11 protein-coding genes are annotated in these 16,128 nt (G+C 36.7%); 5 read left to right on the top strand and 6 right to left on the bottom strand.

Annotated features, from left to right (window positions below):
• Positions 1 to 67 precede the first annotated feature (67 nt).
• From clpX to tig, 3 genes are all read right to left on the bottom strand, one after another.
• The gene (gene clpX, locus ACP6PM_RS20165) at positions 68 to 1,417 is read right to left on the bottom strand and encodes an ATP-dependent protease ATP-binding subunit ClpX (RefSeq protein WP_426587752.1); all 1,350 of its coding nucleotides are present in this window, start codon (positions 1,415 to 1,417) and stop codon (positions 68 to 70) included.
• A 12-nt stretch (positions 1,418 to 1,429) separates the two neighbouring features.
• Positions 1,430 to 2,116: an ATP-dependent Clp endopeptidase proteolytic subunit ClpP gene (gene clpP, locus ACP6PM_RS20160; protein WP_426587781.1), complete on the bottom strand. Its 687-nt coding sequence runs from the start codon at positions 2,114 to 2,116 to the stop codon at positions 1,430 to 1,432.
• Positions 2,117 to 2,232: 116 nt separating this feature from the next.
• Positions 2,233 to 3,696 (bottom strand): trigger factor, encoded by a 1,464-nt coding sequence (gene tig / locus ACP6PM_RS20155; protein WP_426587750.1) that lies wholly within the window; start codon positions 3,694 to 3,696, stop codon positions 2,233 to 2,235.
• A 1,128-nt stretch (positions 3,697 to 4,824) separates the two neighbouring features.
• Between tig and ACP6PM_RS20150 the strand changes: the two genes are divergently transcribed.
• The 4 genes from ACP6PM_RS20150 (at position 4,825) to ACP6PM_RS20135 (ending at position 10,126) form a co-directional block, all read left to right on the top strand.
• Entirely contained in the window at positions 4,825 to 5,862 is a 1,038-nt protein-coding gene (locus tag ACP6PM_RS20150) for an aspartate-semialdehyde dehydrogenase (protein ID WP_426587748.1), read from the top strand.
• 448 nt (positions 5,863 to 6,310) lie between these two features.
• The gene (gene dapA, locus ACP6PM_RS20145; protein WP_426587746.1) at positions 6,311 to 7,219 is read left to right on the top strand and encodes a 4-hydroxy-tetrahydrodipicolinate synthase; all 909 of its coding nucleotides are present in this window, start codon (positions 6,311 to 6,313) and stop codon (positions 7,217 to 7,219) included.
• Between the two features lie 195 nt (positions 7,220 to 7,414).
• The gene (locus ACP6PM_RS20140; protein ID WP_426587744.1) at positions 7,415 to 9,196 is read left to right on the top strand and encodes a ribonuclease J; all 1,782 of its coding nucleotides are present in this window, start codon (positions 7,415 to 7,417) and stop codon (positions 9,194 to 9,196) included.
• Positions 9,197 to 9,469: 273 nt separating this feature from the next.
• Positions 9,470 to 10,126 carry a DUF4145 domain-containing protein gene (locus tag ACP6PM_RS20135; protein ID WP_426587742.1) on the top strand — a complete coding sequence of 219 codons (657 nt, stop codon included), beginning with the start codon at positions 9,470 to 9,472 and terminating at the stop codon, positions 10,124 to 10,126.
• Between the two features lie 234 nt (positions 10,127 to 10,360).
• Here the strand turns inward: ACP6PM_RS20135 and ACP6PM_RS20130 are convergent, their stop codons facing one another.
• The 3 genes from ACP6PM_RS20130 to ACP6PM_RS20120 form a co-directional block, all read right to left on the bottom strand.
• Positions 10,361 to 10,636 carry a MoaD/ThiS family protein gene (locus tag ACP6PM_RS20130; RefSeq protein ID WP_426587740.1) on the bottom strand — a complete coding sequence of 92 codons (276 nt, stop codon included), beginning with the start codon at positions 10,634 to 10,636 and terminating at the stop codon, positions 10,361 to 10,363.
• 285 nt (positions 10,637 to 10,921) lie between these two features.
• Positions 10,922 to 12,235, bottom strand: coding sequence for a threonine synthase (gene thrC, locus ACP6PM_RS20125; protein ID WP_426587738.1), 1,314 nt, complete (start codon positions 12,233 to 12,235; stop codon positions 10,922 to 10,924).
• Positions 12,236 to 12,738: 503 nt separating this feature from the next.
• Complete coding sequence (locus tag ACP6PM_RS20120) at positions 12,739 to 13,017, bottom strand: MoaD/ThiS family protein (protein WP_426587736.1); 279 nt, start codon at positions 13,015 to 13,017, stop codon at positions 12,739 to 12,741.
• Positions 13,018 to 13,506: 489 nt separating this feature from the next.
• Between ACP6PM_RS20120 and ACP6PM_RS20115 the strand changes: the two genes are divergently transcribed.
• Positions 13,507 to 16,011, top strand: a complete 2,505-nt coding sequence (locus ACP6PM_RS20115) for a GTPase (RefSeq protein ID WP_426587734.1) — start codon at positions 13,507 to 13,509, stop codon at positions 16,009 to 16,011.
• Positions 16,012 to 16,128: the final 117 nt, after the last annotated feature.

Here is a 16,128-nt window from a genome sequence, read left to right as displayed (position 1 = left end):
ACTACATATATATAACGTCATAGTTTTTGAAAGCTATATATAGTGTCTCTACCTAAGTCCTGATAAATTAAGCAGACTCCGGTTTAGGCAAAGACGAAGGATGAACCAACAACTCCGCAGTCGATCGCTTCTCCACCATTTCCTTAGTAATAGTACAACGACTCACATCCTTCCGTGACGGTAATTCATACATCACATCCAACATCAACTCCTCAACAATACCCCGCAAAGCTCGCGCCCCAGTCTTTCTCCTAAACGCCTCCTTAGCGATCGCCCGCACCGCCTCCTCCTCAAACTCCAACTTCACATTATCCATCCGCAACAACTTTTGATACTGCTTCACCAGAGCATTTTGAGGTTCCGTCAAAATTGCCATCAAAGTCTCCTCATCCAGAGGTTCAACCACAGCCACCATCGGTATTCGCCCAATCAACTCTGGAATCAAACCAAACTTAACCAAATCATTCGGTTCCATTTCCTTCATTAAATCTATAGTCTTTTTCTCCTTAACCTGATGACCCTCTCCACCCTGCTGAATAAAGCCCATTGACTTTTTACCAATTCTCTGATCTACTATCTTCTCTAAACCAACAAAAGCCCCACCACAGATAAATAAAATATTACTTGTATCAATCTGAATACAATCTTGATAGGGATGCTTCCGACCCCCTTGTGGAGGAACATTAGCCACAGTTCCCTCCAACATTTTTAACAAAGCTTGCTGCACACCCTCCCCAGAAACATCTCTTGTTATGGAAGGGTTCTCACTCTTACGAGCTATTTTATCAATCTCATCAATATATATAATCCCCCGTTGTGCTTCATCCACTTCTAAATCTGCCACTTGCAAAAGTCGCAACAGAATATTCTCCACATCCTCCCCAACATATCCAGCTTCCGTTAAAGTCGTCGCATCTGCCACAGCAAATGGTACATCTAATAATTCCGCCAAAGTTTGAGCCAACAACGTCTTACCACAACCAGTTGGCCCTATCAACAAAATATTAGACTTTTGTAATTCCACCTCATCTTGAGAGGATTTGCCACTTTTTTTAGCCTCTACAAAACTCAAACGTTTATAGTGGTTATAAACTGCCACAGACAAAACCTTCTTACCTTCCTCCTGACCAATAACATGAGCATCCAGATAATTCTTGATTTCCCTAGGCTTAGGTATTTGATTAACAGATAGTCTCTTCGTAGCAGCACCACGTTTTTGGGGTGGAGGTGCTGGACGTGGCATTGGTTGTTGTGCCCCTGTAGCATTGGAGTCAAAAAGCTCCTCATCTAAAATCTCATTGCACAACTCTACACATTCATCACAGATATAAACCCCAGGTCCAGCTATTAATTTCCGGACTTGTTCTTGAGACTTGCCACAAAATGAACATTTTAGATGGGAGTCGTATTTAGACATAACTGCCTCTTCTTACATTGCAGGGACAGACTCTCCTGGAACAGGAAGATTCTGTCTTGTAATCACTTGGTCTATCAGGCCATAATTTTGAGCCTCTTCTGCGGACATAAAGAAGTCACGCTCTGTATCAATCTCTATTCTTTCTAGAGGTTGACCTGTATGTTCTGCTAACAATTCATTCAGCTTACGTTTATGATAGAGGATTTCCTGAGCTTGAATCTCAATATCTACAGCTTGACCCTGAGCACCACCTAAGGGCTGGTGAATCATAATTCTAGAACTAGGAAGGGACATTCTCTTACCTTTTGCCCCTCCAGATAGAAGAAAAGCTCCCATACTTGCAGCTAAACCATAACAAATTGTAACTACATCAGGTCGTACCTGTTGCATGGTGTCGTATATAGCCATTCCAGCAGTAACTGAGCCTCCAGGGGAATTGATATATAGTTGGATATCTTTTTCTGGGTCTTCAGCATCCAGGAATAACATTTGGGCTGTGATGGTATTTGCCAAATTATCGTCTACTTGAGTTCCGAGAAAAATTATTCTTTCCCGGAGCAGTCGTGAGTAAAGGTCGAATGCCCTCTCTCCCATCCCAGACTGTTCAACAACCATTGGTACAATGTTACTAGGACCGGAGTAAACTTGCAACTTGTTATAACTACTAACTAAATTATCAGAATATTTGGATATAACCATCATACACTGGTTTATTTATCAATTTTATATTTTTGGCTCAGTATATTTCGAGCTAAATAATATTATGCCCTACCTTCACTAATCTTGGTAGTCCGGTTAACCGGACTATTTCCGATTTACTCTTCTTCTAACTGGGAATTTTCTACAGTAGCTACTTGCTCTGCCTCAACTTCCACAATAGTTTCACTAGCTTGAGCCATTTCTGACTCTACCTGAGTTTCTACTTCTGTAGTTTCAGGTGTTTCTAGACCTGTATTTAAAGTTCCTTCAGGGACTAATTCTATAGTGCCATTTTCCTCCAATAATTTGATTGTTTTTTCTTTCAACAGGTCTTCGGTAACTACTTGTCTTAACCTATCTGGATCGACATCCTTTCCTTTTAATTGCTCCATTACCTTGGCTGACTCTGCTGCTATTTCCTCTTCGTCCACCGTAATAGACTCTTTTTTGGCCACTGTAGCTATAGCCAAATCTCTTCTCAACCGTTCAATTGCCTCTGGTCGCGATCGCTCTTGCATTTCTGGCAATTTATCACTGCTGAATAATTCTTTTACATCTATTCCATACTGGCTCAACTCCATGGCACTTTGGGCTAACATTTGTTGGACCTCATTTTTAATCAATGTTTCTGGAATTTCTACTTCTAGATGAGTCACCAGCTCGTCTACAATAGCTTTTTCTTTGTTTTGCTTTGTTTGTTCTTCTTTTTCTTTAGTAAATTTTTTTTCCAAGAACTCCCGTAATTCAGTTAGTGTTTCAAACTCACTAATTTCTTGAGCCAAATCATCATCTAATTCTGGTAATTCCTTTTCTTTAAGTTCTTTAACAGTCACAGTAAATACTGCTGGCTTACCTGCTAACTCTGTCTCACTATATTCTGAAGGAAACTGTGCAGAAATTTCCTTTGTTTCCTCTGGCTTCATTCCCACTATTCCCTCAATAAAGCCAGGGATAAATTGTCCTTCTTTTAAATCCATTTGGAAATCTTGAGCCTTACCTCCCGGCACTTCTTTTGGTTCTTCCCCCTCTTTTTCCGATGGAATTACACCTACAAAATCGACTATAGCTACATCTCCCAACTGAGCAGCTCTTCCTTCTACAGGAATTAATGTCCCCATTTGAGAGCGACGTTCTTCAAGAAACTCATCTACTTGGGCTGGGTCATACTTAGCTTCTTCCGCCTTAACCACTAATCCCTTATAATTCTCCACCTTACCCTCTGGCTCTACATCTACCTTAGCCGAGAAAGCCATTTCTTTTCCTGGTTCAAAATCTTTTACCAACTCTTCAAACTGTGTCTTCAGTTCAAATTGGCCTATTGCATTTATTTTCTCTTGTTCCCTTGCTTTTTCTAAGCAATTATTAATTAAGTCATCTAAGGCCATTGCCTTGATATAATCTTTCCCCAGCCTTTGGATCAATATGTTTCTTGGTACTTTACCTTTTCTGAACCCAGGAATATTGGCTGAACGGAGATATTTTTGAATTATCTGCTCATAAGCATTCTTGGACATTTCTGGTGTAATCTCAATTTCTAGACCTATTTGGCTGGCTGGCAGTCTTTCCTGGGTAACTTTCATCGGCTTTTCTAATTTAGTTAGTATTATAGGTTATGATGCTCTTAAGGTATATAAATATTCCTTAGCTTGGGAAACTTGAGTATTCCCATAGTTTCTAACAGTTGTCTGTGTAGATTATTTTATTATCCCTCTACCAGCGTCAGTAGTAGCTTAACTTTAGGACTTTTTTAAGTTTATTGTTATTTACTGGTTGTTGGTAAACTAGAACTAAGTTGAGATTTTACTCAAATATTTAAGTATAAATTACTTGCTTGTGTAACAATTGCGACATTTTTTTGCTTTCATGTCCTCAAGTTGTTACAAAATAATAACAATATTTGCCTAGGGGCTAAATTTATTAGTTAGACACATAGTGATTAATAATAACTTTTTTGTATATTAAATTTGTTTAATTGTCATTGCTTGAGTTTAACATTTACCTATCCTAAAATCTAATTCCTAGGATTAATATTCTGATATATTAATGAATTTAGTAATATACTAAATAATGATAAATTATATATTATTAGATGAGATAATCAAAAAAAATGTATGCATATAGTATAGATAAATACCTATAAGAATTATAATATTGCTGAGGTGAAAAAATATAGGTTTGAGATCAAAGTGATGACTCGGAAGATAAAAACAAAATCAAAACCAGTTTACCTCATAACTACGAGAAACCCTATAAAGAATCTTATGAAAATTTTAATTGTGTTAATATGATCGAGGTACAGTATGACTAAGTTAAGAAAAATAATCTTAATATTTTGCGTTCATTAAAGAGTTTTGATACCATCTATAAGAACTGATTTATCAAGTAAATATTAAGAAGCTAAATTCCTTGCTATACTTAGGTTTAGTGAGTTATATTCGATTAATCCCAAAATTGCTAAAAGCTAGGTAATATAAAACTTTTCCTGGGTCATGCTACTCAAACAGCTAAGTTGAAAAATCAGCTCTAAAAATTAATCTAAATTAATCTAATAGCATAATATTGAAAAATATAATAATGTTCATTAAATAACTATAAAAAATAACAATTAAAAGAGGATTTATAAATCGGATTGAGGGGCATAAAAAAAGAATTGATTTAATAATAAATAAGAGAAAAAAAACAGATATTTGAAAAAGGAGGAAAATAATTTGTCAGATTCCTGTAAAGTAGCAATATTAGGAGCAACTGGTGCAGTAGGTACAGAGTTACTAGAGTTACTACAAACGAGAAACTTTCCAGTAAAAGAATTAAAATTACTGGCATCAGAGCGTTCAGCAGGTAGTACCTTAAAATTTAAAGGACAAAACCTACAAGTAGAAGCTGTAACAGATGATTCATTTCAAGAAGTAGATTTAGTGCTAGCATCAGCAGGTGCATCTACATCAAAAGTATGGGCAAAGAAAGCAGTAGAGGCTGGAGCTGTAGTTATTGACAATTCTAGTGCTTTCCGTATGGACCCCGAAGTGCCTCTTGTAGTCCCAGAAGTTAACCCAAAAGCAGCGGCTTTACATAAAGGTATAATCGCTAACCCTAACTGCACAACTATATTAATGAGTGTAGCAGTATGGCCATTACATCAAATCCAGCCAGTCCAAAGATTAGTGGTGGCCACTTATCAATCAGCAAGTGGGGCAGGAGCAAGGGCCATGGCAGAAATGAAAACCCAGGCCAAAGAAATTTTAGACGGAGAAGCTCCAACAACAGATATTTTTCCCTACCCATTAGCATTTAACTTGTTCCCACATAATTCTCAACTCAATGAGCAGGGATATTGTCAAGAAGAAATGAAAATGGTGAATGAGACGAGAAAAATATTTGGCGATAACGAACTGAGAATTACAGCAACTTGTATCCGAGTACCAGTATTAAGGGCGCATTCAGAAGCAATTAATTTAGAATTTGCTCAACCATTTAGTGTAGTTAAGGCAAGGGAAATATTAAGTCAAGCACCGGGAGTTACACTTGTAGAAAATTGGCAAGAAAATTATTTTCCCATGCCAATGGAAGCAAGTGGCAAAGATGATGTATTGGTGGGGAGAATTCGTCAAGATATTTCTCATCCTTGCGGATTAGAATTATGGTTAAGTGGAGACCAGATAAGAAAAGGAGCTGCTTTGAATGCGGTACAAATAGCTGAATTATTGGTAGCAAAAAATTGGTTGAGGACGCCAGCAGGAATATTTTAATTCAGTGTGCTAAAAACAAAAGAAAAAAGGGGCTTCATTAATTAATAATGGATAATGAATAATTGATAATTAGGGACTTGCAGCTTAATACTATACCAATTATTGGACTGCTGCTTCGAGAGTAAAATTGCGTGGCTGGGATTCTATTTCTACGCAAGTCCCTTATATCTGGTTAAAACAGAGAAGATTGAAGATAAGGAAATATTATTTCTTTTTTTCTCCTTAAAAGGAAAGGGTTTAAACTTCTGGGAACTAATGATCAATTATCCATTGGTAATTTAAGTACCTTTTTCCGAAATTGATAGAAGTGGAATGGGTAATTAAGAATACAGTTAGACAAAAAGAAAAATTTTGGGTAGTACAGACTGTAAGGTGATATGAATCTAAAAAAATTAGGTCTAGATAATGACTTAAAAAATTAAGAAGACCTCGCAAATAAATCAAAATAATGCCAAGAAGGAGTGGAAATAGTGTGGTAAACTTTGGTAGAGTTCTGACTGCAATGATTACACCGTTTAACCCAGACGGTAGTGTTAACTATGAAGAAGCAGAAAAGTTATCAATATGGTTGACAGAAAATGGAACAGACTCATTAGTAGTATGTGGAACAACAGGTGAGTCTCCTAGCTTGACATGGGAAGAAGAATATCAGCTATTTCAGGTGGTTCAAAAAGCAGTAGCAGGAAAAGCTAAAGTAATAGCAGGTACTGGGTCAAACTCGACAAGAGAAGCGATCGCTGCTACCCAAAAAGCAGCTAAATTGGGCTTAGACGGTTCATTACAGGTGGTGCCATATTATAATAAACCACCACAGTCGGGACTTTATCAGCATTTTCAAGCGATTGCTGAAGCTACCCCAGAATTACCAATTATGGTATATAATATACCAGGGCGCACGGGTCAAAATATGTTGCCGGAAACTATAGCAAGACTGGCAGAAATTCCAAATATTGTTGCTATTAAAGAAGCAAGTGGTAACTTAGACCAAGCAAGTCAAATTAGAGACTTGACTGCACCAGAGTTTAAGATTTATTCTGGGGATGACTCCCTAACTTTACCATTAATGGCTATTGGTGGCACTGGGGTTGTTAGTGTAGCTAGTCACTTGGTAGGAAAGCAACTACAGGAGATGATAGTAGCATTTGAAACAGGTAAAGTACAGCGTGCTACAGAAATTCATCTACGACTATTTAACTTGTCTAAAGCTCTATTTGCCATAACTAATCCCATTCCCGTCAAAGCAGCTCTGAATCTGTTAGGATGGAAAGCAGGTACTACTCGCCCTCCATTATCCGATCCACCAACAGAAGTCACTGAAAAATTATCAGCCGAAATGGGTAAACTAGGTTTATTATGAGCTACCTTAGATAGGCAAAAAAGTTTTTTCCACAACTAAATATTATCAACTTGAGCAATGATTATTTAATTCTTATTTGTATTACTAAAATCTTGTATGTAAGAGGTTAGTTTTTCTGAATTTTAATAGGTATAAAATATCATTAACGATCGCTCGAAATGATGAAAAGTAAACAACAGTAAAAATAGGATAATTATGATTAGAAAAAAATCACCCTCTGCCCTAAAAATTATTCCCCTGGGTGGACTCCATGAAATAGGCAAAAACACCTGTGTATTCGAGTATGATGACGAAATTATTCTACTTGATGCTGGATTAGCTTTTCCTACAGATGGAATGCATGGTGTAAATATAGTCCTACCAGATGTAACCTATTTGCATGAAAATCGTCATAAAATTAAAGGCATGATTGTCACCCACGGTCACGAAGATCATATTGGTGGCATACCCTTCCATTTGAAAAATGTAGAAATTCCAGTTATCTATGGACCTAGACTGGCGATGGCTTTACTCTACCATAAGTTAGAGGAAGCAGGAGTCCAAAATCGCACAGAATTGAAAACAGTTCGCCCGCGTGATGTTGTTAGGTTGGGTAAATATTTTAGCATTGAATATATTCGTAATACTCACTCAATGGCGGATAGCTTTACTGTCGCAATAACAACACCAGTAGGAGTAGTTATCCATACAGGTGACTTCAAAATTGACCATACTCCTGTAGATGGAGAAAAATTCGATCTGCAAAAGCTTGCAGAATATGGAGAAAAAGGCGTTCATTGTTTAATTAGTGACTCCACAAATTCAGAAGTACCTGGTTTCACTCCTTCAGAAAAGTCAGTTTATCCAAACTTAGACCGAGTATTATCCAATGCACCAGGACGTATAATGGTGACAACTTTTGCCTCTAGTGTACATAGACTACAAATAGTTCTAGAACTAGCGAAAAAACATGGTAGGTTAGTGGCAGTAGTAGGACGATCTATGCTTAATGTGATTGCTCATGCTCGCAATCTTGGTTATGTTAAATGTGAAGATAGTTTGTTTGTACCTCTGCATAGTGTCCGGAATATGCCTGATGAAAAACTATTGATTCTGACTACAGGCTCTCAAGGGGAACCAATGTCAGCACTCACTCGTATTTCTAAAGGGGAACATAGACAAATAAAAATTCGTAAAGGAGATACGGTAGTATTCTCGGCTAACCCCATTCCTGGCAATACGATCGCCGTTGTCAATACTATAGATAAACTAATGATGTTAGGGGCAAATGTTATCTATGGAAAGGATAAAGGTATTCATGTTTCTGGTCACGGTTGTCAGGAAGACCAAAAGTTAATGTTGGCGCTTACCCGTCCGAAATTCTTTATACCATTTCACGGAGAGCATAGGATGTTAGTAAAACACAGCCAAACTGCTCAAGGTATGGGAGTTCCTCGAGAAAATATGGTAGTCATCCAAAATGGTGATGTGGTAGAACTGACTCAAGATTCTATTTTTGTTGCAGATAAAGTACCTTCTGGTATTGAGTTGGTAGACTCTTCCCGTTCCGGTATGGTTGAAGACAACATCCTCAAAGAAAGGCAACAACTAGCGGAGGATGGTGTTGTTACTGTAGCATTGGCAGTTAGTTTGGATGGTAAATTGATTGGTAAGCCTCAGTTACATTTGCGTGGTGTGGTGAGTTCTGTCGAAAAATCACAATTGCAAGAACTGGTTACCAAGACATTAGAAAAAAGCTTGAGTCATCACTGGCCTGAGTATGCTAACTCGAATCTTCATAATAATACTCAAGTTGATTGGTCTGGATTGCAAAATGAGCTTGAATGTGGTATTCAACGAATGTTAAGACGAGAATTTCAAGGTCAACCCTTGCTAGTTTTCTTGATGCAAATTCCAGATGTAGAAGATGCAAAAGATATTACAGTTAAACCAGTGGGAAGACGGCGACGCAGATCTACTGCTAAGGTAGCATCTTAAGTAGTTGATAAAGTAGAGTAATTCTTTTCGTTAATATCAAGTCCGGTGGGTCACACGAACTGGCAGTTTTGCTAATATGTCGTTGACAAAAACACAATGATTTTAGAGCAATTCATTGTCCGGACTTGGCGGAAATACAAGCTTGGTGTTAGTAGGTGCAGCGGTGGAGTATTTAATTTCCCTCGCTGATTATCTTGTTAGAGTACATCTTGATAGATACTTTTGAACTTTAATATGTTTTTTCAGAGAGAGTTTTGTAATTGCGGTAATTTGATGATATGTGAAAAAGACTTTAGTTATAGTGAATCAGATGACTCATGGCCAGACTTCTATGTTGTCTATACATATAAGCTTTTTAGTTGCCCATCTTGTAGTAAAATTACGATCATTTGTTACTCAGAAACACTGTGTACAGAGGAGGATAAACAAGAACGTTATTATCGACTGGAGAGGGGCGACTACGGTAGAAAAGTTATATTTATGCCCCCCCGAAAAGAACATCCAGCAATTCCAGAATCAATTGCTGAAATTACTTACCAAGCTCAATTAAATTTAGCTGCTTCTCCACGTGCTAGCTTCATTTTATGCAGAGCAGTATTAGAAGAAATTTGTCATCACTTTAAAATTCCTGTTAAAGCTGAAGGTAAAAGTTATCCTGCTAGCCTTGCTTTTAGACTTAACCAACTATTTGAGCAGGAAAAAATGCCAGAAGATTTAAGAGAAATAATTCAAGGTGTCAGGCAATTAGGAAATGAGGGAGCGCATTCAGAGCATCTTACTTTTACAAAGCAAGTGAATATGGAAGAAGCTGATAATTTGTTGAAGATTGTCAATTATGTCATAGAGAAATTATTTGTTGATAAATATGAACAACAAAAAGCAGAAAAAGTATTGGAAGAACTGAAAATAAAAATATTGAAATCAGAGTAAAAAATATAACTGGGACGTTTAACCAAGGAAAGTAACACTTATGTATGTATTTAGCGATCGCCTGATCAGAATATAACTTTATCAAGAACTAATTTACTGAAATTTAAAAATTGAAGGATGCGTTAAATTTAGTTAACACATCCTTTCAAGTAAATTGATTGAAGTGATTTTTAGAAACTGATGGGTAATTTTAAAAAACTTAGATTCTCAAAAACCCTTTTTTTCCAAACCTATCTAACCACCAGCAACAGCAGGCACAATACTAACTTCATCTCCATCTTTCAAAGATGTCTTTGTTCCTTCTAAAAATCGGATATCTTCACTATTGACGTAGAAATTTAAAAATCTTCTTGGTTCCCCTTGGTCATCACAGAGACTTTTTTTTATCCCTGGAAAATTTGTTTCTAGAGAATCTATTAATTCTGAAATATTACCACCGCCACATTCAATTTTTGCTTTCTCTTTAGTGAATTTTTGTAGTGGAGTTGGAATTAAAACTGTAACTGCCATAACTTGGTAATTTATTTGTGTAGCTAGTACTTATTTGCAAATACTTATTATGATGGTTCGTTCAATAATATAGTTCTCTTTTTAAGAAAAAAATTATCTTTCAAAACCTAATATATGATTTTAAAGTTTCTAGGAATTAGCCAAAGACCACATATATACCTTTAAAAACTATAACGTTATAGTTTTTGAACTTTATATATAGTAGCTTGGCGTAAGTCCTGGTTTCGTTAGAGTTTCGATAGTATGGGGTTTGGAGAACAAACCCCATACTATATACTATAAAAATTAAACCAAAACTTGTTGCCAGTCAAGACGGTCTAATGTTTGAGCGCGTTCCCAAGCTCTCTCAAAACTTTCTAACTTTGCATCTATTGTTAGAGGTTCGCCAATTTCACCCTGTACTGCTTCTTGGGTCTTCAAGCCATTGCCTGTAATATAAGCAACAGTAGTTTCTTCAGGGTCAATCTTACCTGCCTCTACTAATTTTTTCAATACAGCAATAGTTGTACCACCTGCTGTTTCAGTAAAGATACCTTCTGTTTCTGCCAATAACTTGATACCTTCAATAATTTCAGGGTCTGTAACAGATTCAATATTACCGTTTGTTTTGCGAGCCACTTCTAATGCGTAGATACCATCTGCAGGGTTGCCAATAGCAATTGACTTGGCAATAGTATTAGGTTTTACTGGGGTAATAAAATCACGACCTTCTTTAAATGCTTGAGCTACTGGAGAACAACCTTCTGCTTGTGCTCCACTAAAACGAACTGCTTTATCTTCTACTAAACCTACTTTGACAAATTCTTGGAACCCTTTATAAATTTTGGTGTAGAGGGAACCGGAGGCAATAGGAGCAACTACATGGTCTGGAAGTTTCCATCCCAGTTGTTCGGCAACTTCAAAACCGAGAGTTTTTGAACCTTCAGAATAATAAGGGCGCAGATTAATATTTACAAAACCCCAACCGTAAGTATTTGCCACTTCACAACAGAGGCGGTTTACTTGGTCGTAGTTTCCTTTAACTGCCATAACTGTTGGGTTGTAAATGAGAGTACCGAGAACTTTGCCTGCTTCTAGGTCAGCAGGAATAAATACACAACATTCTAAACCTGCTTTAGCAGCGATCGCTGCGGTAGAGTTAGCTAGGTTGCCTGTACTTGCACAGGATACTGTGGAAAAACCTAATTCTCTAGCACGACTCAGAGCAACTGATACTACCCTATCTTTGAAACTGAGGGTAGGCATATTTACTGCATCATTTTTGATATAGAGATTTTTCAGACCCAAGCGACGGGCTAAACGTTCTGATTTTATTAGGGGGGTCATCCCTGTTCCTACATCTATAACGTTATCTGTTGTTACTGGTAGGAAGTGACGATAACGCCAGATAGAGTTAGGACCTGCTTCAATTGTTGCCCGACTTACTGTTTGACTGAGTTTTTCATAGTCATATTTTACTTCTAAAGGACCGAAGCATACATCTTCACATATATGTTTGGCTTCTAGAGCATATTCTTCTCCACATTCTTTGCATTTGAGATTTTCTATGGCTGTATTTGTGCTGTGGATTTGATTGTGAGTTGTTATTGCCTGGGTCATGGTCTTTACTCCCTACTTCTTTTCTCAGAACTATTCAGCATTTTTTGGATATTAGCATGGGTAAAAATCACCGTCAACTATACCCGATAAAAATAGTCGGGATTGATTTAAATGGAAAGTGTTCGATATTAAATGCTACATATAAATTTTCTTCTTTGGTAGTTAATTCTACTAAGTCTATGAGTTAATTAGGTTGTTTATATGGCGGTTTTGGTAGTAGCTGAAATATTTTTTTGAAGCTTTTTTTTGAAATTAAAGTGGTTTATATAGCTTTTTTTGTCGTTTTTATATCTATTTTGATTAATAGTTTCGGAGTTAGTTTTATTGCTTTGAGAAGTGTTTATATTTTTTGTGTTACCTTTTTTGTGTTGATTTTAGTAGCTAATACTATTAATTTTATATTATTTTGAGTAGCAAATGTAGCATTTGATGGTGAAAATTTACCTTTATATCTGTCACCCATTGCTATATACGTAAGAAATTCTATTTTCTAAAAAAAATATCTATATTCTAAAGTTGTTGAGGCCACCACTTACTGGAGGAATGAGGACTACTTCGTCACCGTCTTTAAGGATGGTTTCTGGTGGGACAAAGTTGAGGTTAATGCCAAATTTGGTGACATTTCGCCATTTTTCTAGTTCGGGGTGTTGACTGATGATGTTTTCTAGTAGTTGGGATACTTTTGTTCCTGCACAGAGGGTTAGTTGGAGTTCGGGAACTTTGTAGACTTCTTGGTACGCTGCGAATAGTTTGAGGGTTATGCTGATTTCGGTATGATTCATTTTTTTAGTTGAATAAAAAATCATGTATATGGGCGAGCAACACCCACCAAGTTTACTATATCAAAGTTTTTGATCCCGTGCAACCTTTTTTCTCTTGCTGTTTTTTTGAGTGCTTCATAAAATGCAATTTTTGTGTAATTCCTTACTGCTTATTTGAATTAATAGAATTACTCCGTAGGCGATCGATCGCTATTTTGAGATGAGATGATAATGAGAACTATATTTTCCCTGCAACATTACCTATCTATTATCTTGTTGAATAAAAATTCATACACAAGGGCGAGTTAAAACCAATAACATTTCTTATTGTCAGATTATCAGAGTTTTTGGCTGAAGGCAACCCCCCTGATGAAAATTTCAGAGCTTCTCAGGATGAGATAAAAAGTTTAGTAATTTCACGGTGGTGGAGGGTGAAAAATTACTGTTGACTTTTAGATGGGGATGGCAAATGCTTCTAGCTCGGAACAATCATTGAAAGGATACTTAGTTATGAAACAGTCACTGAAAAAAGACCTAGACTACCCATTTCTATTAGTAGCTCAGATGGTTTGTGCTGACCAACAAATTCACACTGAGGAGTCAAAAGCTTTGCATGAGTTGGCAGAACAAAGCAAAGTAGGAGCAACGACTCTTACAGAAATGGAAAAAATTCTGACTCAGGATGAAGAGCAGTTATCTGTGGCAGAAATTGCATCGCGAGTAGCACCCCGCCAGAGAAATGAGGCGATGGGACAAATATTGAGCATTGCCTATGTGGATGGTTTTTGCTCGGCATTGGAACGACAAATGGCGCAACAAGTAGCCAAAATTTGGGGTTGGTCTGATGGTGAGGTGGAACGACAAATAGAGAAAGCTAGTGCTTTTGCTGATACGAGGTTTATTGGGAATGGGGATAAGGAGCAGGTATCTTTGGGAGCGAGGATGCTGAAAAATGCTGATTCTTTATTATCAAAAGCTCTGGTAGATAAGTTGGCGACTTTTAGTGGGAAGCAGCAAAAGGTCGAACAACTACGCCGGGAAATTTTGTTATCTGGACCTGAATATGATGAGGCAATACGTCAGTGTGGGTTTATTGCGGAGGAAGATTATGTATTTGCAGAAAGAGCTTTGAAACATACAGATAAAGCTTTGCAAAATTTGGGAATAAATCTGCAAAAAGTTATTCAAGAAATAAAGGATAAAAGTAGTGGAAAAGGTGAAGCTACTTCTGCTCAGGAAGTGGTAAGTCAACTAGAGGAAATTTGCAAGGAACTTACGGCTAAAATTATTAAAGAAATTGATGGTGTTCAAGAATCTCTTCGCTCTAAAGAACGTGCTTTGAGTCATTTTAGTATTGCTTTTATGGGGAAAACTAAGGCAGGAAAAAGTACCCTTCATGCAATTATTACTAATGATGGATGGGATGCTATTGGTGTGGGTAAACAGCGAACTACTCGTTTTAATCGAGTTTATGAATGGAAGAATATTCGGGTTATTGATACTCCTGGTATTGGTGCGCCTGGAGGTAAGAGTGATGAGGAAATTGCTAAGAGTATTATTGATGAGTCGGATGTAATTTGTTATGTGGTGACTAATGATAGTATTCAGGAGAGTGAGTTTAGTTTTTTAGGTTTGCTGAAGAGGAAGGCTAAACCTTTAGTTATTTTGTTGAATGTTAAATATAATTTGCGAGACTCGCGGAGGTTGGAGTATTTTCTCAAGAATCCAAATAAGCTGTTTGAAATGGAGGGCAAGAGTGGTATTGGCGGACATATTAATCGGATTCGTAGTTATGCTCGAAAGTATTATGGTAATGATTATTTTTCGATAGTACCTGTAATGTTATTGGCGGCACAAATTTCTGGTGAAACTGAGGATAAAAAACGAAAAAATGAGTTATTTAAGGCGAGTCGAATACAGGATTTTTTAGATTCGGTGAGAGAGTCTTTAATTAAGGATGGAAAAATCAGGAGGTCTCAAACTTTATTGGGTTCTACTGTTGGTGTTATTGAGCAACCGTTGAATTGGGTAAAAGCACGGTCTGAAGTTTATGAGAATTTGGCACAATTTCTGAAAAATAAGCGTGGAGATATTCAGAACAAAATTGATAAGTCTCGGCAGGATGCTTTGAATTTTTTGGTACAGGAAATTAAGGCTGTTTTTGAGGATGCTTTGAATATTATTAGCTCTTTTGCTGAAGATTATTGGGATAAAAATGAGAGTGAATTAAAAGAGGGATGGCAGAAAAAACTTAAGGAAATAGAGTTAGAGGAAAGACTAGAAAGTTCCTATCAAGTGGCTAGTCAAAAGTTTAATCAAGAAGTAAAAGAAGCGGTTGATGAGGTAGGGAGTGAATTACAATTAATTAACGAGTTAGGTGCTTTTGATTTTGATTTTACTGAACAAGATTCAAGTTTTTTTGACCGCAATTTTGTCAAAATAGCTGGTAGTATTGTGTTGATAGCTGGAACTATATTTACTTTTTTTACTCCGATGGGTATTTTTGCAGGGGTAACTATTGGAGTTATTAGTACAGTTGTGAGTATGATTAGTGGATTGTTTAAATCTAGAAATCAGAAAAAAAGTGAAGCTGTTCAGAGAATATCTGAGTCGTTAAGTAATCAAATTATTGCTCAAAAGGAAACTACTCTGAAAAAATCTGAGAGTGAGTTTTCCAAGTCTTGTCAGTTAGTATCTGAAAATATTGACGATTATTTTGAGAATTTAAGCAGTGAGCTTGAGAAGATATCTGAAGAGTCAGAATTAACTCAAAAGAAACTAGCAACAGGTGTTAATTATCTAAATCGTGCCTATGCAAAACGTATTATTGATTGGCTTACAGAAAATTATGAACCTTTAACGGAACAAAGAATTAATCAAATAATTGGCAAAGTTAAACGAGAGTTTGGTAAAAAGATAATTATTGGTACAAAGACTCAAGTACCAAGCAACAAAACACCTGAAGAAATTAATCTTGTTATTCAGGAGGATGTGACTATCAGATATATAAAATAGGAGGAAAACAGAATCAACTAAATTTATGAAATAGATTTCCCTAGAAAATGAATTTTGTTGCTAATTAAGATAGAGGTTTTGGAAACTCAACCCCTCGGCAAAATTCTCTGGCTATTT

This window comes from Dapis brunnea BLCC-M229 (assembly GCF_050015995.1).
Classification (GTDB): domain Bacteria; phylum Cyanobacteriota; class Cyanobacteriia; order Cyanobacteriales; family Microcoleaceae; genus Trichodesmium.
Note: the sequence above shows the minus strand (reverse complement) of the source record. Positions and strands in the feature narration are given on the sequence as shown.